We start from the raw sequence: 24,197 nt of genomic DNA, 5'->3' as shown, positions 1-24,197 counted from the left end.
GTTAAACCTTGGGCGGCTCTTTGCGCACGAAGTGCTGATGCATTTCCGAGGTCAGGTTTTCGATGCGTTCGGTGAGGGTCTTGGTCATCTCGGTGAGCCGGGTGTTTTGCTCAAGCAACTCCAGCAATTGCGCGTTGTTTTTTGCGGCTTCGGCCTGACGTTCGCTGTTGGCCACGGCGATTGCCTCACGGTGTTGCGCATCGGCTTCGGACTGCGCCTTATCGCGCGCCGCCTGACGGGTCTGGGCCAGCAGAATCAGTGGGGCGGCGTAAGCCGCTTGCAGGCTGAACGCCAGGTTGAGCAGGATGAACGGGTAGACGTCGAAATGGGTCACGCCAAAGATATTGAGGCATATCCACACCGCCACGATCAGCGTCTGCGCCCCGAGAAAGGTCGGCGTGCCGAAGAACCGCGCGAAGGCTTCGGCGCGCAGGGCAAATTTGTCGTTGCCGAAAGTAGGCGCGAGGTGTGCGTGAGCGCGATGGAAGCGTAAATGATCGACGACGGGTTTTTTATCTGCGGTGGGGGTGGTCATGATGCTCTCTGCATTGCGCTGGACTGACGCTCACTATAGCCCTCGCGCCAGTTTCATTCTGAAACACATTACGCAGATTTATTTAGCACCGAGCCATGCAGGGGAAGGGCGGGACCGTGTCATTTTTCGCAGACCTCATAACAGGCCAGGAACATGTCCAGCGCCGACTCCACCACGGTGGTCTGCATCTCGGGCGACAGCCCCGGCAAGCCCATGGAAATCTGTGGCCAGAACGCAAAGGACTTGAGCATTCCCTGAATCTGTTGGGCGGCAAATGCGGGGTCGACCTGTTTCAATCGACCCTCGGCCTGCGCTGTGCGAATCCACACGGTCAGGTCTTCTTCTCGCTCACCCATTCTGGCGACCATGTTCTGCGCACGTTCCGGCGAATGAATCGTCGCGGCGATGGCCACCCGCGCCAAGTCGAGAAAATTGTCATCGCCGAGCATCTGCATTTTCGTCTGCAACATCACGCGCATCTGGTCGCGCAGCGGCAGGTCAGGGCGGTAGGCCGTTTCGTGTCCTGCCGTCACCCTTGCCCAAAGTTGACTGAGGATTTCGGCAAACAACTCTTCCTTGCTCGGGAAGTGGTTGTACACCGTGCGCTTCGACACGCCGGCAGTGGCGGCAATCTTGTCCATGCTGGTGATGTCAAAACCGTTGGCACGGAACTCGACAATCGCCGCCTGGATAATGGCTGCGCGTTTTCGGTCGGTGAGGCGCTGTGGAGCTGTCATAAGTACGCTTCGGCAGGAGGCAAAGGAAAATTACACTTGGTAGTTTACTTGCCATCGGCTTTGATGCAACCTAGAAACTACACTGTGCAGTGTAATGTTGAGTTAATCCTGCCCAGCGAAAGATAGATCGTCCGGCTAATGCGTGCGTGCTTTGGCCATTTATCGTCCCACCGTGAAGCACTGCAATCTTGCGGTTTTTCTGGAGTCACTCAGTCATGGCCACTTCTACTTCCGCTACGGATAACGCCCCTACGCCTGAAGCTTCCCATCAGACAGAAGGGCGCTTTCAAAACCATGTGCCCGTGCAACGCGAAGGTGTTCACAAAATGCTGCGCATCATGTGGAACATGATCTTTCACAAACCACGCAACACCCGCCCGGCGGCCCCGGTGCCGGTACAAACCCTGACCCAGGCGGCGTTGATCGCAGCACCCAACCACAGCGTCTACCGCCTCGGCCACTCCACCGTACTGTTGAAACTGCGGGATAAATTCTGGATTACCGACCCGGTCTTTGCCGAGCGCGCTTCACCCGTGCAATGGGCCGGCCCCAAGCGCTTCCACCAACCGCCGATCAGCCTGGACGAATTGCCACCGATTGAAGCGGTGATCCTGTCCCACGATCACTACGACCACCTCGACTATCACGCAGTGCTCAAACTGGCGGACAAGGCCAAGTACTTCCTCACCCCGCTGGGCGTCGGCGACACGCTGATCAAGTGGGGCGTGGATGCCAGCAAAGTGCGCCAGTTCGATTGGTGGCAGGGCACCGAGGTGGACGGCATCCAGTTCATCGCCACCCCGTCGCAACACTTTTCCGGCCGTGGTTTGTTCGACGGCAACAGCACACTTTGGGCCTCATGGGTGATGATCGACGGCGACACGCGGGTCTTCTTCAGCGGCGACAGTGGCTACTTCGATGGCTTCAAACGCATTGGCGAACAGTACGGCCCGTTCGACCTTACGCTGATGGAAACCGGCGCCTACAACGTTGAGTGGCCGCACATTCACATGCAGCCGGAACAAACCCTGCAAGCCCACATCGACCTCAAAGGACGCTGGTTACTGCCGATTCACAACGGCACCTTCGACTTGTCGATGCACGCCTGGTTCGAGCCCTTTGATCGCATTCTGGCGTTGGCCTGGGAACGCAATGTGTCCATCACCACGCCGCAAATGGGCGAGGCGTTTAACGTGAAGTATCCGCAGCGCGGGAATGCGTGGTGGTTCGGGATGGAAAGTGAACGCGATCAGGGCACAGCGCAGAACGCTTGATGATTGACCGCCGGGCCGAAGGAAGCGGCCCGAGTTCCACATCCAGACTAGCTCCGTGCATCCAGTAGCAGGTTCAGATATTCCAAGATCTTCGCCACGGTGAAATCGCGAAATTTCCCACGGAGCATTTCATTCAGCTCCTCCTCAGACAGCCCAAGTTTTTCCGCAGCCTCAGTCCTGTTCAATTGACCGGTTTCGAGGAGTATCCCGATCTTCATAACGTACTCAGACTTGGCCCGCATTTCCCCTGCATCGGGATAATCGAGCGCTTCATAAACGCAGTTGTCACTTCCATCGACATCCATCATCCGCTGACACCTCACTCAACCATCGCATAATCCGCCCGCCCGACCGGGTTCGGCGTAGACCCTTTCACATTCATCCCTCGACCCGGCGCAAATCCGGGGAAAAACACCAACCCCTGCGCCTCAAAGCAATACGCCAACGCCAGCCGGGTGACATCCAGCACATCGCGTCTGGCCTCAAACCGCTCGATGGCCTCTACCGAAACCGCGGATTCTCGAGCCAGCTCGTCAACGCTCCAACCCAGCATCGCTCGGGCCTGGGCGCAGTGGGCCGGGGTGAATTGGAAGAGGGCGATACGTTCCAGGGTGATTTTCATCGCATGAGAGGCCATGGTGTTCTCCGGGCTCGAGAGTGCTGATTAAAAATGTACTGTGTTTTTGTACAGTTGTTTTGCGCCCGGATCAAACTCATTTTTTGATTTGTGCTATTTCGAGGCTTCCATCCAGACGGACGGTGGACGCATTGTCTGCGCTGATTTTACAGTTGGTATTGGAGGGAAATTTCGTAAGAATAGGGTGCTGACCATCTGAGAGTTTTCAAAGGAGTCTGCCCATGTCAATCCTCGAAAGTGACTGGAAGAAACTCAAGGAGTTGCGCGAAATAGCGCTGGACCGCTTCTGTCAGGGCGTTTTGGCCGACGCCAAAACAATCGCCCAAAATGGCGCGCTGTCCGCTCACACCCGATATCGAATGATTTATCGCCTGATGCGAGATCGTGACAAGGTCATCGTCGACACATTCGACAATAACGGCCAATCCCGTTCCAGCGCCCTCATGGGCTTGTGGTTGATGGTCATGCATGACTTGCTGACCGACGAGGAGCTATCAGTTCTCAGTGAGCCCGCATTGAACTCTATTAAGGACGTGGTTCGTCAGCCCTATGAGATTGAATGGCTTGAAGATACTGTGCGCAAAGACTGAGTACTTTATTTCACAGACTGTTCAGAGAACCACGGATGTTGATCTTCAACTGCACCGAAGCGGCCAGCAAATTTTTCAGCCGCGTATACAAGGGCAAAACAATCACGCCGGTAGAGGCCCAACCGCCATCGCCGACGCCTGAAGAAGATGAATGGGGGGATTCGGCGGAACAGTGGCTGGTCCATGCGATCACCGTTCAGCGCAAACACGTTCTATTCGTCATTCACATTAAAACCCGCTACTGCTTGATCTTCGCAGACGCGAAAAAGGCCGATGTTGACGGTTTTATCCATCGGTTTACGGAACGCTGGATCTACGGCCTGATGCGTCACGCGGGGCAGCACGATATTCTTCAATGGGTTGATAATGAACCCATGATGGCGCGATACGAAGAGAGCTGCCGGCAGTACGCGTTGTACAAACGCAGGCACCGTGGCGCGCAAAAACACATCGATGAAATCTCCTGGATCTTCCAGGGCTTCGCCGCCGAGTGGGGCACTCTGCCGCCGGATGAGTTTGCCGCTGGACGCTTCGATGCGCAGATGAACGACACCCTTCGAAACAGCAAGGGCTACAAAGATTATTACGCGCCTGACGAGGAGATGATGGCGCACTGGTTACGTCACTACTGTGGGCTTGATGAGCAAGGCATCCAGGCTGCACGTGATCGGCGCAAAGACGTGAGACAGGAGTTTCGTGAACTGGAGAGGCAGCTTCAGCAGGATCGATAACTAGCTGTCCAACCCCGGCGCTTCCCGAACAATGAAGTGATCCAGGTTCTCAATATTCGCACTGAACACCCCGAACGTCTGCTCGGGGTTTTTCTTGCTCGGCACCTGCTTCAACTCCGGCGTCACGCCATAAAAGAAGCAATACAAATCCTTCCCGCTCTCGATGGCGTGCTTGATCTCTTCCAGAAACGCTTTGCGCTTGCGGTAGTTATCGATCAACTTCTTGCTCAAGTAAACGTTGACCGAATAAGGCTTCTTCTTCGCTTCATCCGCGTGCTTGAACCAGACCTTCTGTTCGAAATCGATGCGAAAGCTCTGGGTGTAATCCTTGATCTCCTTGATCTTGCCCCAGTAAATCAGCCCCTTGTTGTCCTGCAGGTACTCGATCTTCTTGAAGAACGACCCGTACGGCGCCGTGTGCTCGCCGATCTTCAGCGGCATGCGCTTGAGCAACTCCTTGTCCTCGAAGTTCGAGACAAAACACTCCACCGGGTGGGCGAATACACTGGTCTTGTCTGGAGCTGATTCGCGGGTCGGGTGCTCTGCGTGACTGTCCGGCGAAACGGTTTTCGGGATGTCTCGAACCTCATCCGCAGTCCTCGCCGGGTTCGACGGCTGACGCACATACTGACGCCGGGTCAGTAACAACTCCGACGGGAAATGCTCCTCGCGACTGTCATCCGTTTCCGCACCGTCCGCGTCCACATCAGACGCCGGAGCTTTGAGACTGACATAAGGACAATCCGCCACGTGTCGGGTGCTGGGGGTGTTTTTGAAGTGCGGGGTGCGGACGTAATTCACGTTTTTGGCGTTGAATGTTGTCAGCACGTTGGCCGGATCGAATGCCGAGCGGCAGGCATCGTTGGGGCACTGGAAGTGTTCTTTGGCGGAGTCGAAATCCATGGTTTCGTCGAAATTCAAATCGCGCACGTCATAGATCGACAGCTTGTCGTCGAGGCTGAGGCAGTAGGCGAGGTCGAATTTCATGGTGGGCTCGGGTCCGAGGGAGGAGAGAGTATTAATAGCGGGTAGAGAGTTATGGCGCACGCGCTATTGAGCAATAGCGCTTAGAAATAGTGGCTTTACGCCCTGTTACGTATTGAAACCCTTTGGTACTTTGGCGGAGGTAGGACTTTTCCTACGGAAATTGTCGATAAAGGGCAGCGCTCGTGGCGATCAAAGCGGTTTCGAAGGAACGAATAGACAAAGCGATGCTTGAGTTTGATCGTAAGTATCGGAGTAGGCGCGAGTGGCTGGGCTGGGAAAATAACCAAGCTCACCGTTACGCCGTCCACGAGGGCGGTGAACTGTATCCGGCAAAAAAGATCGTCTCTTTGGCTACTGGCATTGCCGTTGGAGAATTCTCCGGTGGGCACCCGACCAACAGTTACCTAGAAAAGCGAGGCTTCACTGTTGTGGAGTTGCCGCGTAGGGCGAGCGAACCTGTATTGCAGTTCACGCCGGAGGCTGTTTACGACCGAAAAACTGAGATCAATGGACCGTTCGGTGGAAGCCTGCGACACGGTATTGCACCATCCGCTACCTACCCTGCGATATTTTTGTTCACTGGCGAAAGTGGTGCGCAATACGGGTATTCCGACGATTGGGACAACGGCGCTTATCTTTATACCGGTGAAGGAAAAAGTGGACCGATGACTTTGATCCGAGGCAACCGAGCCATTGCTGAGCATGCTGAGGATGGCCGAGCGCTGCACTTGTTTAAGTCCCTCGGCAAGGGTAACGGCAACGCCTACGTGGGCGAGTTTTCTTGCGCCGACATGTTTGAGCGGACCCAGCCGGATGTGAGCGGCCAGGATCGGACGGCGATTGTTTTTCGGTTAGTCCCTGTGGGCATTCCTGGTGAAGTAATTGAAGCTGAAGAACTGAATGAAGATGAGGCTGAGTTTCCCGGCTCCCTAGCAGCTGCGCGGGTGGCTGCACTGGCTGCATGTAAACCTGGCATTGATGAGTTAGGGCAATCCGCTCCGCGTAAGATCTATCAACGCAGCCGTAAGGTTGCGCACTATGTGCTGATGCGCGCCGAGGGTGCATGCGAGAGCTGTAAGAGGCCAGCTCCTTTTATGAAAAAGGATGGCACGCCCTACCTAGAGCCGCATCACGTTAACCGGCTCTCCGATGGTGGGCTAGATCACCCACGCTATGTGGGGGCTGTATGTCCAAGTTGCCATCGGGAAATTCATTCAGGCGTGCACGGGGCGTTGGTGAATGAGAAGTTGAAGCAGCGGTTGGAAGCAATTGAAGGCTGATTCAGCGATGCGTCAAGGCAAGGGCCTTAATTTCAAGAATGCTCCAGTCGCTTTCTCTCATTACGCTCGTAACATCGCCGAGGGTTGAAACCCTCGGACGATACTGAATGGGCAGTCTGCAAAACACCTACAGATAACTGCGGCGCTTCTTTCTGGTGGTCTTACAAGGTCTAACCGATCGAATGCTTCGAAGAGTGAAACGCCTCCAAGACCTTACGCCACCAAGGCTTAACCGTAGGTACGCGCCTTCGCGTTCGATTCAGCAATAGATAAGGCATATCCCGAAGCCGAATCCAACCTTCATCCTGCCAGTGCAGCAAACTCAACGACATCTCCGGCCAATCCAATAGACTCAACATTGGCCGATCCGAATTTTCCGAGGATTCTGCATCACGCAAGGCCGGCACTACCTGATGCGTCAACCACTCACGCAGTAACCGATTCCCAGGGACGTAGTGATACACCAACAGCGCATACACACCCGATTCACTGAGCATCAACTGCTTTTCGGGTTGCCGGTAATACTCAATCCACAAGAAGCGATGCTGATCCTTGTCCAGTTTGCTGACCATGCGATCACTGAGATGGACGCCCATCAAGCGGCCGATATCGCGTGCGCAGAACCATGGCTGGTTTTCAAGGAGGAGGCCGTGCAGATGAAGGTTATGGCGGGTGAAGACTGTGGGATTGTGCGGATCAGACATGATCTGCCTCCTGAGTAGGAAGCATAATTTTGGCAGTAAATCTGTAGGTGATTTCCTTCGTTAAGAAGGTGAAATACGTAGGCATATCCATTACCTCTACTTGATAGCTTTCTTAGGGCTAAGGCGCCGGGAGTTAAGAAACCCCAAGTAGAAGGCCGGACATATTTCCCTTACGGGTCTTGTATTAGCCCACTCCCGGCATAGCAGAGATTTTTTCACACCCACGAGAAACCCGTAGGCACAAAAAAGCCGCATCTTTCGGGAGCGGTCAGGCCGCTACTTGAGGCGTTTCTTAGGCGCCGGAGGCAGGAGGTTAGGTGGTTGCCAGTGGGAGGTCAAGCAGGGTTTTTGGCGAAAATGCCATATTGTTTTACTGGGGATTTTCAGCGCGTGTTCAATTACCAACGGTAATAAATGAACAAAAAATAGCCGCGGAGGCCGCGGCTATCCATGCGAAGGATCAAAGTTGCGCAAAGATACTGATCATATGACTGTCGCCTCTGCTATAGCCTGGTCGAGCAGCTTGAAAGGAGACTCCAGAAATACCAAGGTTCGAAATTTTACTGAGTTCACAAAGATCCCATTCGTGACCTGGTGTCACGTGACCTCCGTGAGTCTGAAAACAACGTAAAACCTCTTTTCCTGTGCGAGAAATACCAATCGCATGAGGCTCCACCACCCGATCGATACCGCTGTAGGTGAATGTCAGTTCTTGAAGATTGTTGATTGCATCAATAATTGCTTGTTTCATAAGTTTTTTCTCCGCCGTGATTATAGACCGGGGCAGTTTCCTGCCCCGTGGCTTTTACGCCTTCACAAAAAAACAGAATGGACGACCGTCTTTACGGAATACGTCCTTTCCACTACGCCAGTGCTTGAAGCTCATACAGAAAATGGCTCTGTATCCTGGCGGTGCTGTTGGTCTTTCGTTCATAAACGAAATCTCCGACACGAGGCCGTTGAAACCGTCCGAAAGGTGTCTATAATCACGGCGCGCATTTGCACAATGCTTCGTGATTTGAGTTCTTTCAGTCACGGCCCGCACGTTTGGGCCTCAGTCCAGATGTGCGGTCAAGACCCACAGCAGCCGTTGGCGCGGTTGCTGTGGGTTTCTTGTTTTTTGCCTTCTGATATTGCGGTGTTTACCGCTTCTCATTGATCTGCCGCCCTTCAGAGCAGCGGCAGGTCCAGCTATTAATCAATCCCAGCTAAGCGCACCACCAGTTTGGTATTCGATTACCCGAGTCTCAAAGAAATTCTTCTCTTTCTTCAAGTCCATAATCTCGCTCATCCAAGGGAACGGGTTAGTCGTCCCTGGATACTCTTCCTTCAAACCAATCTGGCTCAAACGACGGTTAGCGATGAACTTCAAGTAGTCCTCCATCATCGCCGCATTCATGCCCAGCACGCCGCGAGGCATGGTGTCGCGTGCGTATTCGATCTCCAGCTGAGTGCCCTGCAGAATCATCTGCGAAGCCTCTTCCTTCATCTCGGCATCCCACAAGTGCGGGTTTTCGATTTTGATCTGGTTGATCACGTCGATGCCGAAGTTCAGGTGCATGGATTCGTCGCGCAGGATGTACTGGAACTGCTCGGCGACGCCGGTCATTTTGTTGCGGCGGCCCATGGAGAGGATCTGGGTGAAGCCGCAGTAGAAGAAGATGCCTTCCAGAACGCAGTAGTAGGCGATCAGGTTGCGCAGCAGCTCTTTGTCGGTTTCGACGGTGCCGGTTTCGAACTTCGGATCGGAGATCGAGCGGGTGTATTTGAGGCCCCAGGTGGCTTTTTTCGCGACCGATGGGATCTCGTGGTACATGTTGAAGATCTCGCCTTCATCCATGGCCAACGATTCGATGCAGTACTGGTAGGCGTGGGTGTGGATCGCCTCTTCGAACGCCTGGCGCAGGATGTACTGGCGGCATTCCGGGTTGGTGATCAGGCGGTACACGGCCAGGACCAGGTTGTTGGCAACCAGGGAGTCGGCGGTGGAGAAGAAGCCGAGGTTGCGCATGACGATGCGGCGCTCGTCGTCGGTCAGGCCTTCCGGGTCTTTCCAGAGGGCGATGTCGGCGGTCATGTTGACTTCTTGCGGCATCCAGTGGTTTGCGCAACCGTCCAGATACTTCTGCCAGGCCCAGTCGTACTTGAACGGTACGAGTTGGTTGAGGTCGGCGCGGCAGTTGATCATGCGCTTTTCGTCGACAGCGACGCGGGCGGAGGCGCCTTCGAGTTCGGCGAGGCCTTCGGCGACGTCGAGGGTGTCCAGGGCAGCTTTGGCACGGGCGATTGCGGCAGAGTCGTTCGCGGTAACGGCGCGAGCTTCTTGAGCGGCGACACCACCAGCGGTGTCGAGTCGGTCCATGTTGGCTTCGGTCGCGTGGCCGGCGTTAGCGCCTTTTACCACGGCTTCGCCGCTGTCTTCTTTGTCGAATTCGTCCCAGCTCAGCATGACGTGTCGTCTCCTGCGTGAGGGCCAGATGCCCGTGTGATGGTTTTTCACACGGTCGCTCTGACCGCGTTGGATCTTAAGGAATCGTTTTTTGCAGCCAAGGCAGGCAATAAAACAGAATTTTGTACGGGGTTCCGAGAGCCACTGATGGGCGCAACCGGCGTCAGACGCGAGTGCGGGGCTTCAGATTGGCTTTTTATCCCTGTAAGGGAATATTGCAGGCCCGTTTAAGGCGGCATTATAGGGAAATTTTTGCCGGCGTGGTGCGGCGAATCGGCTCATGGATGGGCCGCGAGGGATGGTTTTTCGGGCAAACCGAGGTAATACAGGGCTTTGGCAGGTGTAGATTTTTTTTCGTTAATTTTGACGCTGATTTGTTTTCGCTCAAAAAACAACCAAAAAGCCGCTTTTTCACTACATCTAGTGTTTCGCAACGCTTTTCGGCGTTTGCAAACACAACTGAGCCCGACCGAAGCCGGGCTGGAATCGACCCTCAGCGCTCAGCTGAATTGACCGATTCGGTGCAGTCTTGATCAGCCATTGGAGCAGCCGTTACCCATCATGGTGTAGCTAAGAATATGGCGTTGACCCTTGGAGTCTTCGTATTCCATTTTCATCGGGACAACGCCACATACATCAGGTACTTCGCTCATGGAAACAACTTTGGCGATGTCCAGGTGAGTGGCGTAAGTGTATTGCTCAACGACCGGTTGTTGCTGTGCGACATCAGTCGGGACCTCGTCTGCCATGGCGGTTGCGCACAGGCTGCTGAGGGCCAGAACTAATAAAGCTTTCATTTCAAATTTACCTTTTAGAGGTCGAGTGGGGTCACGCAACCTTTGTGGGGTTGCGTGTGGAGCTTGAGTACCGGAGTGTTTGATTAACTGCCTTCGTGGGGGCTGCAACTTGGTTAATCAGATTGCCTTGTTGGCGTGGCAGATTTTAGGCGTGGGGGTTTCAATCATATAGCCGTGGATTTGATAAACACCTTTGACAGATTGCGTAACAATCCACGGAAACAGGGGGTTCTACTCCATTTGCAGTAAGGCGGGGCGTCCCTGATAGGACACCGTAAGCCTTGCCGGCTGAGCCTTGCGGGCTTTTCAGGACGTTTTGTAGGGGCTTGTTACTACCATCGTCGAATGGTTCTATAGGCCCGGCCCGGCTACAACTGGGGCCATACAAAAACAACTATTCCACCGAGGTAAGAAAGATGAGTGCGGCTTCCCTGTATCCCGTTCGTCCCGAGGTCCTGGCTAACACGCTGACTGACGAGGCGACCTACAAGGCCATGTACCAGCAGTCGGTCGTCAACCCGGACGGCTTCTGGCGCGAGCAAGCCAAGCGCCTCGACTGGATCAAGCCTTTCACCACGGTGAAGCAGACGTCTTTCGACGATCACCATGTCGACATCAAATGGTTCGCCGACGGCACCCTGAACGTTTCCTACAACTGCCTCGACCGTCATCTGGCTGAGCGCGGCGATCAAATCGCGATCATTTGGGAAGGCGATGACCCTTCCGAAAGCCGCAACATCACCTACCGCGAGCTGCACGAACAAGTCTGCAAGTTCGCCAACGCCTTGCGCGGCCAGGATGTGCACCGCGGCGACGTGGTGACTATCTATATGCCGATGATTCCCGAAGCCGTGGTCGCCATGCTGGCCTGCACCCGAATCGGCGCGATTCACTCGGTGGTGTTCGGTGGTTTCTCGCCGGAAGCCCTGGCCGGTCGCATCATCGACTGCAAATCCAAAGTGGTGATCACCGCTGACGAAGGTATTCGTGCCGGCAAGAAGATCCCGCTCAAGACCAACGTCGACGACGCGCTGACCAACCCGGAAACCAGCAGCATCCAGAAAGTCATCGTGTGCAAGCGCACCGGTGGCGACATCAAGTGGAACCAGCATCGCGACATCTGGTTTGAAGACCTGATGAAAGTGGCGGGCAGTGTCTGTGCGCCGAAAGAGATGGGCGCCGAAGAAGCGCTGTTCATCCTTTACACCTCCGGTTCGACCGGCAAGCCGAAGGGCGTGCAGCACACCACCGGCGGCTATCTGTTGTACGCGGCGATGACCCACGAGCGCGTGTTCGACTACCGTCCTGGCGAAATCTTCTGGTGCACCGCCGACGTCGGCTGGGTCACCGGTCACAGTTACATCGTCTACGGCCCGCTGGCCAATGGCGCGACCACGCTGTTGTTCGAAGGCGTACCGAACTACCCGGACATCACCCGGGTGGCGAAGATCGTCGACAAGCATAAGGTCAACATCCTCTACACCGCACCGACCGCGATCCGCGCAATGATGGCGTCGGGCACGGCGGCGGTTGAAGGTGCTGACGGCAGCAGCCTGCGCCTGCTCGGTTCGGTCGGCGAGCCGATCAACCCGGAAGCCTGGGATTGGTACTACAAGAATGTCGGCAAGTCCCGTTGCCCGATCGTTGATACCTGGTGGCAGACCGAAACCGGCGGCAACATGATGAGCCCGCTGCCGGGCGCTCACGCGCTCAAGCCGGGTTCGGCGGCACGTCCGTTCTTCGGTGTGGTGCCGGCGTTGGTGGATAACCTCGGTAACATCATCGAGGGCGTTGCCGAGGGCAACCTGGTGATTCTCGATTCGTGGCCAGGTCAGGCCCGTACTCTGTACGGCGACCATGACCGTTTCGTCGATACCTACTTCAAGACCTTCCGCGGCATGTATTTCACCGGTGACGGTGCGCGTCGTGATGCGGATGGTTACTACTGGATCACCGGTCGCGTGGATGACGTGCTCAACGTGTCCGGTCACCGCATGGGCACTGCCGAGATCGAAAGCGCGATGGTTGCGCACCCGAAAGTCGCCGAAGCGGCGGTGGTCGGTGTGCCGCATGACATCAAGGGGCAGGGCATTTATGTCTACGTCACTTTGAAAAATGGCGAAGAGCCGAGCGAGCAGTTGCGTCTGGAACTGAAAAACTGGGTGCGTAAGGAGATTGGTCCGATTGCCTCGCCAGATGTGATCCAGTGGGCGCCGGGGCTGCCGAAGACGCGTTCGGGCAAGATCATGCGCCGGATTCTGCGCAAGATTGCCACCGCCGAATATGACCAGTTGGGGGATATCTCGACCCTGGCAGATCCGGGTGTGGTGCAGCATTTGATTGATACGCACAAGACCATGAATGTTGCTTAAGTAACGGGTCTTGAGACACGAAACCCTGCCGGGTGGTGAGCCTGGTGGGGTTTTTTATTGCCTGGATTTTGTGGTGGCAGTTCCGGCCCCTTCGCGAGCAAGCCCGCTCCCACAGGGGGCTGCGTGGTAACCCAATCAAATGTGGGAGCGGGCTTGCTCGCGAAGGCGGCCTGTCAGACACCCCATAAACAACAGCCAATAATTATCGGCTTCAGTTGTAGGCCGATTCCCACTGTTACCCACCACCCTTCAAGTAACTGAATGTGTAACCGCCCACGCCCATCCGGGGCATTGGGAAACGCCAAACCCCATTCCCACGCCTCCTAAGCCCCCCAGAAAAATAAGACATAACGCCAAGCTTGCCGGATTAGAAGGGTTTGCCAATAATAGGCCCGCAATTTGCAATGTAGATCGGTTCACTGTCTTTTGCTCCTGCATGATTTTGCAGGGCTGTCAACGCGCTCAAGCGGCTTTCTCGGTGCATCTGTAATTAGTTGTCGCATTGAAGAAATATCGGCTTCGGGCCTGTCGTTAGAATGCCGATCACTCGCTCGTCGGTGGCCGTGTTGAAAACCACACGCGATTCCTACGGCGCAGCAACCGCTTTGTCGTTCTACTCACTCGCATATTGGGCTGTCGCTCACTCTGCCGTTTTTGCCCTTTACCGATGGAGTCCCAAGATGAAGAAACTCGTGCTGCTTGGCGCCCTGGCACTGTCCGTGCTGTCCCTGCCAACCTTCGCCGATGAAAAGCCTCTGAAAATCGGCATCGAAGCGGCTTACCCTCCGTTCGCTTCCAAAGCACCGGACGGCAGCATCGTTGGTTTCGACTATGACATCGGCAACGCACTGTGCGAAGAAATGAAGGTCAAGTGCGTGTGGGTCGAGCAAGAGTTCGACGGTCTGATCCCGGCACTGAAAGTGCGCAAGATCGACGCGATCCTGTCGTCCATGTCGATCACTGAAGACCGCAAGAAGTCTGTCGACTTCACCAACAAGTACTACAACACCCCGGCTCGCCTGGTCATGAAGGCTGGCACTCAAGTCAGCGAAGGCCTGACTGAGCTCAAGGGCAAGAACATTGGCGTGCAACGTGGTTCGATCCACGAGCGTTTCGCCCGCGAAGTCCTGGCCCCGCTGGGTGCCGAGATCAAGCCGTACGGTTCGCAGAACGAAATTTACCTCGACGTGGCCGCCGGCCGCCTCGACGGCACCGTGGCAGACGCTACGCTGCTGGATGACGGTTTCCTGAAAACCGACGCTGGCAAAGGCTTCGCCTTCGTTGGCCCGGCGTTCACCGACGTCAAATACTTCGGCGACGGCGTGGGTATCGCTGTTCGCAAGGGCGACGCGCTGAAAGACCAGATCAACACCGCGATCGCCGCCATTCGTGAGAACGGCAAGTACAAGCAAATCCAGGACAAGTACTTCGCCTTCGATATCTACGGCAAGTAATACGCTGCGGCGACAAGTCCGAAATGGCGCAAGCAACAGGATCTCTGAGGTTTGCGCCATTTTTTCATCCCAACTTTCGAGGACCTGAATCATGTTGAAAGGCTACGGGGCTGTCATCCTCGATGGCGCATGGCTGACGCTTCAGCTCGCCTTGTCGTCCATGGTCCTGGCCATCGTTCTGGGGCTGATCGGCGTTGCGCTGCGTCTGTCGCCGATTCGCTGGCTGGCCTGGCTGGGCGATCTGTATTCCACGGTGATCCGCGGTATTCCCGATCTGGTGCTGATCCTGCTGATTTTCTACGGCGGCCAGGACTTGCTCAACCGCGTCGCACCGCTGCTGGGCTTTAACGACTACATCGACCTGAACCCGTTGGCCGCCGGTATTGGCACCCTCGGTTTCATCTTCGGTGCGTACCTGTCGGAAACCTTCCGCGGCGCCTTCATGGCGATCCCGAAGGGGCAGGCAGAAGCCGGCATGGCGTATGGCATGAGCAGTTTTCAGGTGTTCTTCCGGGTGTTGGTGCCGCAGATGATTCGCCTGGCGATTCCGGGTTTCACCAACAACTGGCTGGTACTGACCAAGGCGACCGCGCTGATTTCGGTGGTGGGCCTGCAAGACATGATGTTCAAGGCCAAGCAGGCGGCAGACGCCACCCGCGAGCCTTTCACCTTCTTCCTCGCAGTGGCGGCGATGTACCTGGTGATCACCAGTGTCTCGTTGCTGGCATTGCGTCACCTTGAGAAGCGCTACTCGGTAGGCGTAAGGGCGGCTGATCTATGATCTTCGACTACAACGTCATTTGGGAGGCCTTGCCGCTGTACCTCGGCGGCTTGGTAACTACCCTCAAATTGCTCGCGCTGTCGCTGTTTTTCGGCCTGCTGTGCGCCTTGCCACTGGGCTTGATGCGCGTCTCGAAGAACGCCGCCGTCAACATGAGCGCCTGGCTCTACACGTACGTGATCCGCGGCACGCCGATGCTGGTGCAGCTGTTCTTGATCTACTACGGCTTGGCGCAATTCGAAGCGGTACGTGAAAGCTTCCTCTGGCCGTGGCTGTCCAGCGCAACGTTCTGTGCGTGCCTGGCCTTTGCGATCAACACCAGCGCCTACACCGCTGAAATCATCGCCGGCAGCCTGCGGGCCACGCCGAACGGCGAGATCGAAGCCGCCAAGGCGATGGGCATGTCGCGCTACAAGATGTACAAGCGCATCCTGCTGCCATCGGCCCTGCGCCGGGCGCTGCCGCAGTACAGCAACGAAGTGATCATGATGCTGCAGACCACCAGTCTGGCGTCCATCGTGACCCTGATCGACATCACCGGTGCCGCGCGCACGGTCAACGCGCAGTTCTACCTGCCGTTCGAAGCCTACATCACCGCCGGCGTGTTCTACCTGTGCCTGACGTTCATCCTGGTGAAACTGTTCAAACTGGCCGAGCGCCGCTGGCTGGGCTACCTGGCCCCGCGGAAGCACTGATATGGAACGCATCGATCACGTATTGCCGTGGAGTCACCTGGGCAGCGAACGCCAGATTTCGGTGTTCCGTTTCGGTAGCGGTGAGCGCAAGGCCTACATTCAGGCCAGCCTGCACGCCGACGAACTGCCGGGGATGCGCACGGCCTGGGAGCTGAAAAAGCGCCTGACCGAGCTCGAAGCCCAAGGCCTGCTCAACGGCGTGATCGAACTGGTGCCGGTGGCTAATCCGCTGGGCCTCGGTCAATTGCTGCAGGGCAATCACCAAGGACGTTTCGAAGCAGGCAGCGGTAAGAACTTCAACCGCGATTTCGTCGAGCTGAGTGCGCCTGTGGCCGCTGAGCTGGAAGGGCGCCTGGGCGATGATCCACACGCCAATATCCAGCTGATCCGCCAGGCCATGAGCGATGCGCTCGCCGCATTGCCACCGGCCGCGAGTCAGTTGCAAGGCATGCAGCGCGTCTTGCTCAGCCACGCTTGCACCGCCGATGTGGTGCTGGACTTGCACTGCGACGCCGAAGCGGCGCTGCACATGTACGCCTTGCCGCAACACTGGCCGCAGTGGCGTTCGTTGGCCGCGCACCTGAATGTGCGGGTCGGTCTGCTGGCGGAAGATTCCGGCGGCAGTTCCTTCGATGAAGCGTGCTCGCTGCCGTGGTTGCGTCTGGCGCGTCTGTTCCCGGATGCACAGATTCCGCTGGCGTGTCTGGCGACTACCATTGAATTAGGTGGTCAGGCGGATACCGGTCGTCTTGAGTCTGAGGCGCACGCTGAAGGCATTCTGGCGTTTCTCGCCGAGCAAGGCCTGATCAGCGGCGAATGGCCAAAACCTGCGCATGAAGCGTGCGAAGGCTTGCCGTTCGAAGGCACTGAATTGCTGTTTGCACCGCACCCCGGTGTGGTGAGTTTTCTGCGTAAACCCGGTGAGTGGATCGAAGCCGGTGATGAGATTTTTGAAGTGATCGATCCGTTGTCGGATCGGGTCAGCACGGTGTGTGCTGGTACGTCCGGGGTGCTGTTTGCCATTGAACGGCTGCGTTATGCCCAACCCGGTTTCTGGCTGGCCAAGGTGGCGGGGCGCGAAGCGCTGCGTCACGGGCGCTTGCTCAACGACTGACTGACTGTTTTTGTGAGAACCGACCGCATGTACAAACTTGAAGTCCAAGACCTGCATAAACGCTATGGCAGTCACGAAGTGCTCAAGGGCGTGTCCCTGAAAGCGGCGGCTGGCGATGTGATCAGCATCATCGGCTCCAGTGGCTCCGGCAAAAGTACCTTCCTGCGCTGCATCAACCTGCTGGAGCAGCCGCACGCAGGCAGGATTCTGCTCAACAACGAAGAGCTGAAACTGGTCGCCAACAAGGACGGCGCGCTGAAGGCGGCCGACCCGAAACAGCTGCAACGCATGCGTTCGCGCCTGTCGATGGTGTTCCAGCATTTCAACCTGTGGTCGCACATGACCGCACTTGAAAACATCATGGAAGCGCCGGTCCACGTGCTGGGCATGTCCAAGGCCGAAGCCCGTGAAAAGGCCGAGCACTACCTGAACAAGGTCGGCGTCGGTCATCGCAAGGACGCTTACCCGGGCCACATGTCCGGCGGCGAGCAACAGCGTGTGGCGATTGCCCGTGCGCTGGCGATGGAGCCTGAGGTGATGCTGTTCGACGAACCGACCTCGGCACTCGACCCCGAACTGGTCGGTGACGTGCTGAAAGTCATGCAGGCCCTGGCCCAGGAAGGCCGGACCATGGTGGTGGTCACGCACGAAATGGGCTTTGCCCGTGAAGTGTCGAACCAGTTGGTGTTCCTGCACAAAGGTATCGTCGAAGAAACTGGCAACCCGCGTGAGGTCCTGGTCAATCCACAGTCCGAACGGCTGCAACAATTCCTCTCGGGTAGCCTGAAGTAATCGCTCCCGTTACGCACCGGGATAGTGCATGCTTCGCAATTTAGAGGCTGGCCCCGATCCCCTGTAGGAGCGGGCTTGCTCGCGAAGGGGCCGTGTCAGTCGACATCATTGGTGAATGACACACCGCATTCGCGAGCAAGCCCGCTCCCACATTTAGATCGCTGCAGGTTTCGAGATATGCGTTCATTTACGGGCTAGCATTGGCCCATGCCTTCATCACTGTTTTCGTTTCGGATTGCCCGCCATGACTGCCCATCGAATTGGTTTCCTGATTTGGCCCAGCACTAAAGCACTGACGCTTGCGCTGGCTGAGGAGGCCTTGCGTGTTGCCCAGCGTGTGCACCCTGACGTGGTTTACGAACTGTCGTTTTTGCAGGCCGAACCGCCGACCGAAGGCGCCTGGCAATTGCCGGGTGAGCCGTGGGCCGGCAAGCTCGAAAACTTCCAGAAGCTGTTTTTGCTCGCCGATGAGCCGCCGACCACGCTGGCGCCGGCGCTCAGCAGTGCGTTGAAACAACTGGTGCGGTCGGGTTGCGTGATTGGTGGTTTGTCAGCGGGTGTGTATCCATTGGCGCAACTGGGTTTGCTCGACGGTTATCGCGCTGCCGTGCACTGGCGCTGGCAGGACGACTTCACCGAACGTTTCCCTAAAGTCATCGCCACCAGTCACCTGTTCGATTGGGATCGCGATCGACTGACCGCGTGCGGCGGGCTGTCGGTACTCGATCTGTTGTTGGCGGTACTGGCTCGTGATCACGGCGCCGAACTCGCTGGCGCAGTTTCTGAAGAGCTTGTGGTCGAGCGCATCCGCGAAGGCGGGGAGCGTCAACGTATCCCGCTGCAAAACCGCCTCGGCTCCAGCCATCCGAAGCTCACCCAAGCGGTGTTGCTGATGGAAGCCAACATCGAAGAGCCGCTGACCACCGACGAAATCGCCCAGCACGTGTGCGTGTCTCGTCGACAGCTGGAGCGGATCTTCAAGCAATACCTCAACCGCGTGCCGAGCCAGTACTACCTGGAACTGCGCCTGAACAAGGCCCGGCAGATGTTGATGCAAACCAGCAAGTCGATCATCCAGATCGGCCTGTCGTGTGGTTTCTCCTCGGGGCCGCATTTCTCCAGCGCCTACCGCAACTTCTTCGGTGCCACGCCGCGGGAAGATCGCAACCAGCGACGTAGCAGCAGTCCGTTCGAGCTGTCGTCGGTGCCGTCCGAACGCGGCTGATGTTACTCGTCGATCTCGGAACCCTCTGAGGTCGAAACCTGCATCTCACCTTGGTTGATGACCTCATCCACGCCAAAATCCGCACGGGTCAGTTCAAAGTAGCGGACCAGTCGCGCAAGGCTTTCCTGCGAAAACGGATTGCCTCTCAAGGTGATGTTTTCAGCAATATCCACCGGCATTTCCAGCAGGTCGCTGGGCACCTCGGTAATCGCATTCATGCTCAGGTCGGCCCAGTCCAGACCCGTCAGCCGAAGCAGGCCGTCGGGTATGCCAGTGATGCCGGTGTCATTGAGCAGCACGGTCGACAGGTCCGGCATCTGACTCAGATCAGGCGTGCGCTCCAGCGGGTTGAAGCTCAGGTCGAGGAAATCCAGCTGCTCCATTCCCGCCAATGCACTTGCCGTCTTCGCGGACAGGCTGACCCGGCAATGGGGGAGCGACAGCGAGCGCAGGCGCCCCATCTTGAACACCGCATCGGGGATGTCGCCGAGGTCGCACTCGCGCAGCCTCAGGCTTTTGAGGTTGTGAAAGGACTCGAGGAAACGCCCGAGTCGTGTTGCACCCTCGGCACTGTGGATCTCCAGCGCGGAAACATGACTGAAGTCTGCACTCATTGCGGGTAGCTCGCCATTGATGACCTGGCGAACCGTGAGTTCGAACGTCGGCTCAAGTGCGTCGTTGAAATCATCCAGTTCAGATTCACGCTGCCAGCACTTCTCAAGCGCCTGCTTGAGTTCGTCACGGTTGGCTTGCTCGGCAGCGAGCTGGTCGGCGCTGAACGGTTCGCCCGTCACTGGGTGCCTGTCCGGAACGTCGGCCGTCCACGCGGACAAATCATTTTTCAGTTGGGTGAGCTCTTCTTCAAGGCGCGTCAGATACGTGCGGCCAATCTCCAGGGTCCCTGGCAATTCGTAGACGAACTCGCTCGCTTGCTCCACTTCCATGCCCGGGTACAGCGTTCTGACGCGATCAATATCCGCCTCGGGGGCATAGATCCCCATGTCGTAGGCGCTATCGAAGTGATGTTGTTTGACGAGTTGCCATGAGTGGTTGGAAATCGGGTTGTGCGTAAGGTGCAGGCCGCGCTTGTCGTACAGCGAACTCTCGAACAACTCGACAGGCAATTCACTGATCTTGTTGTTCATCAGCAGCAGAGTGTCGAGTTTTGGATGTTGCAGGGCGCCGGTCGGAATATCGGTCAGGTTGGTATCGCTTAGATCAAGGTGAACCAGCTCCTTCATCGAGTCGATGCGAGGGACGATTTCAAACGGATTTTTGTAAAGGTCCAGCATGGCCAGTTTGTTCAGTGACGCCAGCTTCGACCAGGTGGCGGCGTCGACCCGGATGCCGCAATCGCTCAAGACCAAGGCGTGAAGGTCGGGCATTCGGCTGATGGCGTCGGGGAGGGTGGTCAGGGAAAATCGGCGCAACTCCAGGCGGCGCAGTCCGCTGAAGCCCCTTAGAAACGCGGAAATGCCCTGCGCGCTACGCGTGCCTTCCAGGGACAACCGCGACACATGGCTGAAGTCCGCATTCAGTGAAGGCAAGTCGCCGAGGATCGGCTCTGCAAACCTGAGCACATATTGGGTCACCCCTTCCGGTGTGTCGAAATCCCGGTCGGACTGTCGCCGCCAGCTGCGCTGGATTTCCTGAGCCAGCAATCGGCGATTATTTCTCTCCGCTTGTTGATCCAGTTCAGTGAGCGGGCGTCCGGTTTCAGGATGAACAGTGGGGGCGTCATCGGCCCAGGTGCGCAGCCCCTGATGCAGTTGGACCAATTCCCTGTTTAAGCGTGAAAGTTCTACTCGGGCGCCATCGGGGTGAAGCTGCAATGCCTGAACAACGGACTGCATTTCCTCCTGAGGCAGGTCGGGGTAAACCTCGCGAACACGGTTGTTGAGGGTGGGTGTCTCGCGGTTCATTCGGCTGTAGCCCTGCGTGCCACCGGGCAGGCGCATGGTGGTGGGGTCGTAGTACGGTTTTCGATTAGGGTTTTTTGCGAACAGTGTGCGTAATGCCGGTTGTTCCAGCGCGTGTTCGGCGATGCGCTGTTTAAGTGCCCGGGCGTCTGCGATCGACGGGTTCAGCTTGTTGCGTTGCACATCCGGCAGCGCCTGGAACAGGGCGTGATAAAAATCACCAGGCGTCGAATCGTTGTCTGGGTGAACCTGGTAAGTCCCGTCTTCAGCGCGAACCAGTGTTTTGTGAGTGGGAGCATCGGGCTGGCCAATGCTGTCGCGCACCGTCCCCTCGGCAGCGTAATCCCTCACTTCGATACGCAACTCGGCTGGTAAATCGGGCAGCGAGTTCAGGCTTTGCAAGGTCAGTCGGTGGGTGTCGGTGGTGTCCAGCGTGTCGGAATAAAAGCCTTCACTGGCTCGGGTCGCGCGCACCGCTTCCATGGCTTTGAGCGCCGCGTCCCTGAGTCGTTGGGGCGTGCGGCCGTTGTGCAGCTGCTTTAATTCGGTGCCGGAGGCATTGCTCACCAGTTCCTGGGCGATATCGGCGGGTAACCCCTGCACGTCGTCGATCAGTCGTTGGGCGCGTGGTTCATCGGTTTTTTCCAGTGCGCGATAGCGCAAATCGAACAGTGATTTGCGGTACTTGAGGGCGAGTTCGGCGCTCTGTTGCCTGAAGGCCGGCGTTTGGACTTCCGGTGTCGTCATTGGCGTGTCGACGGGCCAGCCGTCGTAGCTACTCAGCAGTTGATGCTGCAGGGTCGCATCGGCGTTTCGATAGCGCTCGGGTTGATCGCTGCCGATCTGCTCGATAAAGGTTTCAATGTCCCGGTTGATCCTGAAGCGCTTGATCGTGTCGGTCAGCAGCGATGGCGGTCGATAATGTTCGACATGCATTTCGCGCACGGCATTGTCGTGGAAGCCGCTGACCCGCAAGATCTGTTCGCGCTCGGCGCTGCTGAAAGACTCGACGCTTTGGCCGAGACGGCGCATGACCGTTTCCCGATCCCAGTTCAGTGGTTGCTCCAGCTCGGTGTGCCAGGCCCCGTGATGGTTGTGCAGCAGCGATGGCTGATACGCATCGGCCCGGGTTGGATGCTCAATCTGAAACGCGCCCGAAGTGCCATCGGGTTTCACGCAATACAGTTTCCCCTCCAAAGGCAGCAGCTTTTTACCCTCAAGGTGATAAAGGCCAAGTTGATCGGGTTTTGCGCCTGGGGGCAGCGTCTGTGCTTGCTCGTACGCTGTCAGGTCCGGCTTCCAGTAACGGGTTTTTCCTTTTGACGTTGCGACGGGTTTGAGTGGGTCGACCAGCGCGACAGCTTCACGCGAGAGCAGACGGCTGAAGGTACCGGCAGCGATTGCGCCACCCACCACGAACGTGCCCACCTGAACCACGGTCTCGACGAAGGTGATCAGATGTCCGAACGCTTCGGTTTTAAACCCTTCAGCCAGGTCTACGATGCCTTCGAAGGTGTCGTCGAGTAGCTGGTAGGCCATATAACCCAGCATTAATTCGCCGAGAAACGGGACGAACGGCAACGCCACGAACGATGCGATTTCAAGGAGCGTTGAAGCCACTTTGCTGAAGGCATCCCACAACGCCCAGCGCGCATTTCGGTCGGCAGAGGCGGTGGAGACGGCCAGCGTGCTGGCGTCGTTGAGGATCTTGTTCAGTTGTCGCTGATAAAGATGATTCCACAGGTTCGCGCTGAACGGCGTCATCGAAAACCGCAGATCGGGCCTGTCGATGGGCGTTTCACGCCAGCTCGGCAGCGGGTCGCCACGCGTGCACTGATGCCAGGTCACGCGCTGGAGGCGGTGGTTGAGATCAGCGAAAAAATGCCCCCTTTCCTTGTGCTCGACGAAACGGCTGAAGAACGTCTGGTAAGCCGGGGCACGCAGCTTGCGGGTCAGCTCGTTCATGAACGCCAGGGTGTTCGGGTATTCCTTGAGCGGATGTTCGGGATCGTCGGGAATGTAGGCGATGATCCGCGTGCCTTTGCGCGCGCGCTCCAGGCTCGCTGCGAAAATGACAATGCCGGTCAGGGGGGAGGACATGATGCTCAGGTCATGGCCGTACAGGGGTTGGCCATTGAGTCGCGCACCTGAACGTCCTTCTGCAAGGCGCAGGATCGAGTGATAGGCGTCCTCTGGAATGTCCTTGCGCAGGTGAGCCATTTGCAACGCTGCTTTGAGTGCCGTTTTGTGCGAGCCGATCACTTTCGATTTCAACACTGCGCCGGCGACCGCGTTGGTCAACCCCAGATTGTCTTTGAGGTACGTGTTGTACCGGGCGCCGATGTCCAGGTCCCGGCACAGCCGCGCAAAGGCGGCGACGGTCAATTTCTGTTTAATCGCTGGCAGCGTATCGAACTGCCCTGCAGGTGAGGGTGTAGTAATGAACGTCGAGGCCGATTCGTAAGCATCAGCCGCCACTTCCGATTCCTGGAAGTTATGCAGGGCGGCGTCGAGCAGCGAAACCGTCCAGGTGCGCGCGGCGCCCGTCCTGACTCCGAACCAGGGCACGGTTTGCGGGATGTACAGGCGCAGGAACGTGGTGTTGACGTCCAGTTCCAGATCAAACCGGGTTTTCAGCGCCGCGGTCAGAAGTGGTTCGGCGAAGTCGCGTGCGCTTTGCAGCTTGGACAGGGTTGAGTCCAGGCGATTTCGCTGGGTCCAGTGGTCCTGTCCGAGCTTTTTCAGCGACTGGTGTTGCAGGGATGTCGCGGTGCCGGGCCAGCGCGGCGTGGCAGGCGAGGCGTTTTTGAGGGCGTCGCGCGTGGCGGGCGAGGCTTCCAGTACCCAGGTCGGCAGATTGTTGAACAGGTGATGGTAGTGATCGTCCGGCTGCGTGGCGGATTCATTGCCGGCAGTGTTAGAAGGGCGATCATTTTCGTGTCGACTCATGCGCTATTCCCTTAGCGTTTGGATGAGTCACCAGCAAAACAGACGATGACGGGTCTGGTGCGGTACATATTTACCGCACCGCTCGACAAGCCTGCCTATAACCTGTGCCGGCGGTTTAAACTGCGCCTTTGCGACCCTATATGTCGCATTGCCGTAAACCCGGTTGAATCCGGGT

The 24,197-nt window shown here is 57.1% G+C and carries 21 protein-coding genes; 11 read left to right on the top strand and 10 right to left on the bottom strand.

The genetic code is table 11. The features are described from left to right. Nucleotide 1: 1 nt before the first annotated feature. Both EAH78_RS10385 and EAH78_RS10380 read right to left on the bottom strand, forming a co-directional pair. Nucleotides 2–535 (bottom strand): DUF1003 domain-containing protein, encoded by a 534-nt coding sequence (locus EAH78_RS10385; protein ID WP_140667463.1) that lies wholly within the window; start codon nucleotides 533–535, stop codon nucleotides 2–4. Nucleotides 536–654: 119 nt separating this feature from the next. After that, entirely contained in the window at nucleotides 655–1,272 is a 618-nt protein-coding gene (locus EAH78_RS10380) for a TetR/AcrR family transcriptional regulator (protein ID WP_140667462.1), read from the bottom strand. 215 nt (nucleotides 1,273–1,487) lie between these two features. On the opposite strand from EAH78_RS10380, the gene EAH78_RS10375 reads away from it, so the two are divergent. After that, a complete protein-coding gene (locus tag EAH78_RS10375) occupies nucleotides 1,488–2,546 on the top strand; it encodes an MBL fold metallo-hydrolase (protein WP_140667461.1) in 1,059 nt (352 codons plus the stop codon). 47 nt (nucleotides 2,547–2,593) lie between these two features. On the opposite strand, the gene EAH78_RS10370 is transcribed toward EAH78_RS10375, so the two are convergent. Both EAH78_RS10370 and EAH78_RS10365 read right to left on the bottom strand, forming a co-directional pair. Then, a complete protein-coding gene (locus EAH78_RS10370) occupies nucleotides 2,594–2,854 on the bottom strand; it encodes an XRE family transcriptional regulator (protein ID WP_140667460.1) in 261 nt (86 codons plus the stop codon). 11 nt (nucleotides 2,855–2,865) lie between these two features. Further along, nucleotides 2,866–3,183 carry a helix-turn-helix transcriptional regulator gene (locus EAH78_RS10365; RefSeq protein WP_077431414.1) on the bottom strand — a complete coding sequence of 106 codons (318 nt, stop codon included), beginning with the start codon at nucleotides 3,181–3,183 and terminating at the stop codon, nucleotides 2,866–2,868. 221 nt (nucleotides 3,184–3,404) lie between these two features. Here EAH78_RS10365 and EAH78_RS10360 point away from each other — a divergent pair, with 221 nt between their 5' ends. Next, a complete protein-coding gene (locus EAH78_RS10360) occupies nucleotides 3,405–3,773 on the top strand; it encodes a hypothetical protein (protein ID WP_140667459.1) in 369 nt (122 codons plus the stop codon). Nucleotides 3,774–3,808: 35 nt separating this feature from the next. After that, a complete protein-coding gene (locus EAH78_RS10355) occupies nucleotides 3,809–4,504 on the top strand; it encodes a DUF6933 domain-containing protein (RefSeq protein ID WP_140667458.1) in 696 nt (231 codons plus the stop codon). Here the strand turns inward: EAH78_RS10355 and EAH78_RS10350 are convergent, their stop codons facing one another. Further along, nucleotides 4,505–5,491, bottom strand: a complete 987-nt coding sequence (locus tag EAH78_RS10350; RefSeq protein ID WP_140667457.1) for a hypothetical protein — start codon at nucleotides 5,489–5,491, stop codon at nucleotides 4,505–4,507. It abuts the gene before it with no gap. 182 nt (nucleotides 5,492–5,673) lie between these two features. Between EAH78_RS10350 and EAH78_RS10345 the strand changes: the two genes are divergently transcribed. After that, nucleotides 5,674–6,771: an HNH endonuclease gene (locus EAH78_RS10345; protein WP_140667456.1), complete on the top strand. Its 1,098-nt coding sequence runs from the start codon at nucleotides 5,674–5,676 to the stop codon at nucleotides 6,769–6,771. A 170-nt stretch (nucleotides 6,772–6,941) separates the two neighbouring features. On the opposite strand, the gene EAH78_RS10340 is transcribed toward EAH78_RS10345, so the two are convergent. From EAH78_RS10340 to EAH78_RS10325, 4 genes are all read right to left on the bottom strand, one after another. Next, entirely contained in the window at nucleotides 6,942–7,475 is a 534-nt protein-coding gene (locus EAH78_RS10340) for a BRO-N domain-containing protein (protein ID WP_140667455.1), read from the bottom strand. A gap of 460 nt (nucleotides 7,476–7,935) precedes the next feature. Beyond that, a complete protein-coding gene (locus EAH78_RS10335; RefSeq protein ID WP_140667454.1) occupies nucleotides 7,936–8,226 on the bottom strand; it encodes a hypothetical protein in 291 nt (96 codons plus the stop codon). A 447-nt stretch (nucleotides 8,227–8,673) separates the two neighbouring features. After that, the gene (locus EAH78_RS10330) at nucleotides 8,674–9,924 is read right to left on the bottom strand and encodes a ribonucleotide-diphosphate reductase subunit beta (protein WP_007943877.1); all 1,251 of its coding nucleotides are present in this window, start codon (nucleotides 9,922–9,924) and stop codon (nucleotides 8,674–8,676) included. 533 nt (nucleotides 9,925–10,457) lie between these two features. Further along, complete coding sequence (locus EAH78_RS10325; RefSeq protein ID WP_140667453.1) at nucleotides 10,458–10,721, bottom strand: DUF2790 domain-containing protein; 264 nt, start codon at nucleotides 10,719–10,721, stop codon at nucleotides 10,458–10,460. 416 nt (nucleotides 10,722–11,137) lie between these two features. Between EAH78_RS10325 and acs the strand changes: the two genes are divergently transcribed. The 7 genes from acs to argR all read left to right on the top strand — a co-directional run bounded on the left by acs (nucleotide 11,138) and on the right by argR (nucleotide 19,154). Further along, nucleotides 11,138–13,093 (top strand): acetate--CoA ligase, encoded by a 1,956-nt coding sequence (acs, locus tag EAH78_RS10320; protein ID WP_140667452.1) that lies wholly within the window; start codon nucleotides 11,138–11,140, stop codon nucleotides 13,091–13,093. A 680-nt stretch (nucleotides 13,094–13,773) separates the two neighbouring features. After that, nucleotides 13,774–14,547, top strand: coding sequence for an ABC transporter substrate-binding protein (locus tag EAH78_RS10315; RefSeq protein ID WP_140667451.1), 774 nt, complete (start codon nucleotides 13,774–13,776; stop codon nucleotides 14,545–14,547). 91 nt (nucleotides 14,548–14,638) lie between these two features. Then, the gene (locus tag EAH78_RS10310) at nucleotides 14,639–15,328 is read left to right on the top strand and encodes an ABC transporter permease (RefSeq protein WP_027923922.1); all 690 of its coding nucleotides are present in this window, start codon (nucleotides 14,639–14,641) and stop codon (nucleotides 15,326–15,328) included. Further along, nucleotides 15,325–16,023 (top strand): ABC transporter permease, encoded by a 699-nt coding sequence (locus EAH78_RS10305; RefSeq protein WP_140667450.1) that lies wholly within the window; start codon nucleotides 15,325–15,327, stop codon nucleotides 16,021–16,023. Before EAH78_RS10310 ends, EAH78_RS10305 begins: the two co-directional genes overlap by 4 nt. Before the next feature lies 1 nt (nucleotide 16,024). Continuing rightward, complete coding sequence (locus EAH78_RS10300; protein ID WP_140667449.1) at nucleotides 16,025–17,137, top strand: M14 family metallopeptidase; 1,113 nt, start codon at nucleotides 16,025–16,027, stop codon at nucleotides 17,135–17,137. A 27-nt stretch (nucleotides 17,138–17,164) separates the two neighbouring features. Continuing rightward, complete coding sequence (locus EAH78_RS10295) at nucleotides 17,165–17,929, top strand: ABC transporter ATP-binding protein (RefSeq protein ID WP_140667448.1); 765 nt, start codon at nucleotides 17,165–17,167, stop codon at nucleotides 17,927–17,929. A 244-nt stretch (nucleotides 17,930–18,173) separates the two neighbouring features. Continuing rightward, nucleotides 18,174–19,154: a transcriptional regulator ArgR gene (gene argR / locus EAH78_RS10290; protein WP_027923925.1), complete on the top strand. Its 981-nt coding sequence runs from the start codon at nucleotides 18,174–18,176 to the stop codon at nucleotides 19,152–19,154. 2 nt (nucleotides 19,155–19,156) lie between these two features. On the opposite strand, the gene EAH78_RS10285 is transcribed toward argR, so the two are convergent. Further along, the gene (locus EAH78_RS10285) at nucleotides 19,157–24,022 is read right to left on the bottom strand and encodes a dermonecrotic toxin domain-containing protein (RefSeq protein WP_140667447.1); all 4,866 of its coding nucleotides are present in this window, start codon (nucleotides 24,020–24,022) and stop codon (nucleotides 19,157–19,159) included. Between the last annotated feature and the right edge of the window lie 175 nt (nucleotides 24,023–24,197).

The sequence above is a fragment of the Pseudomonas arsenicoxydans genome (assembly GCF_006438915.1).
GTDB lineage: Bacteria > Pseudomonadota > Gammaproteobacteria > Pseudomonadales > Pseudomonadaceae > Aquipseudomonas > Aquipseudomonas arsenicoxydans_A.
Note: the sequence above shows the minus strand (reverse complement) of the source record. Positions and strands in the feature narration are given on the sequence as shown.

Excerpts from the sequence above, each read along its gene's own strand:
- EAH78_RS10380 (WP_140667462.1), bottom strand. The coding sequence starts at position 1,272 with ATGACAGCTCCACAGCGCCTCACCGACCGAAAACGCGCAGCCATTATC.
- argR (WP_027923925.1), top strand. The coding sequence starts at position 18,174 with ATGACTGCCCATCGAATTGGTTTCCTGATTTGGCCCAGCACTAAAGCA.
- EAH78_RS10295 (WP_140667448.1), top strand. The coding sequence starts at position 17,165 with ATGTACAAACTTGAAGTCCAAGACCTGCATAAACGCTATGGCAGTCAC.
- EAH78_RS10315 (WP_140667451.1), top strand. The coding sequence starts at position 13,774 with ATGAAGAAACTCGTGCTGCTTGGCGCCCTGGCACTGTCCGTGCTGTCC.
- EAH78_RS10305 (WP_140667450.1), top strand. The coding sequence starts at position 15,325 with ATGATCTTCGACTACAACGTCATTTGGGAGGCCTTGCCGCTGTACCTC.
- acs (WP_140667452.1), top strand. The coding sequence starts at position 11,138 with ATGAGTGCGGCTTCCCTGTATCCCGTTCGTCCCGAGGTCCTGGCTAAC.
- EAH78_RS10285 (WP_140667447.1), bottom strand. The coding sequence starts at position 24,022 with ATGAGTCGACACGAAAATGATCGCCCTTCTAACACTGCCGGCAATGAA.
- EAH78_RS10365 (WP_077431414.1), bottom strand. The coding sequence starts at position 3,183 with ATGGCCTCTCATGCGATGAAAATCACCCTGGAACGTATCGCCCTCTTC.
- EAH78_RS10355 (WP_140667458.1), top strand. The coding sequence starts at position 3,809 with ATGTTGATCTTCAACTGCACCGAAGCGGCCAGCAAATTTTTCAGCCGC.
- EAH78_RS10350 (WP_140667457.1), bottom strand. The coding sequence starts at position 5,491 with ATGAAATTCGACCTCGCCTACTGCCTCAGCCTCGACGACAAGCTGTCG.
- EAH78_RS10375 (WP_140667461.1), top strand. The coding sequence starts at position 1,488 with ATGGCCACTTCTACTTCCGCTACGGATAACGCCCCTACGCCTGAAGCT.
- EAH78_RS10330 (WP_007943877.1), bottom strand. The coding sequence starts at position 9,924 with ATGCTGAGCTGGGACGAATTCGACAAAGAAGACAGCGGCGAAGCCGTG.
- EAH78_RS10325 (WP_140667453.1), bottom strand. The coding sequence starts at position 10,721 with ATGAAAGCTTTATTAGTTCTGGCCCTCAGCAGCCTGTGCGCAACCGCC.
- EAH78_RS10360 (WP_140667459.1), top strand. The coding sequence starts at position 3,405 with ATGTCAATCCTCGAAAGTGACTGGAAGAAACTCAAGGAGTTGCGCGAA.
- EAH78_RS10335 (WP_140667454.1), bottom strand. The coding sequence starts at position 8,226 with ATGAAACAAGCAATTATTGATGCAATCAACAATCTTCAAGAACTGACA.
- EAH78_RS10340 (WP_140667455.1), bottom strand. The coding sequence starts at position 7,475 with ATGTCTGATCCGCACAATCCCACAGTCTTCACCCGCCATAACCTTCAT.
- EAH78_RS10300 (WP_140667449.1), top strand. The coding sequence starts at position 16,025 with ATGGAACGCATCGATCACGTATTGCCGTGGAGTCACCTGGGCAGCGAA.
- EAH78_RS10385 (WP_140667463.1), bottom strand. The coding sequence starts at position 535 with ATGACCACCCCCACCGCAGATAAAAAACCCGTCGTCGATCATTTACGC.
- EAH78_RS10310 (WP_027923922.1), top strand. The coding sequence starts at position 14,639 with ATGTTGAAAGGCTACGGGGCTGTCATCCTCGATGGCGCATGGCTGACG.
- EAH78_RS10370 (WP_140667460.1), bottom strand. The coding sequence starts at position 2,854 with ATGATGGATGTCGATGGAAGTGACAACTGCGTTTATGAAGCGCTCGAT.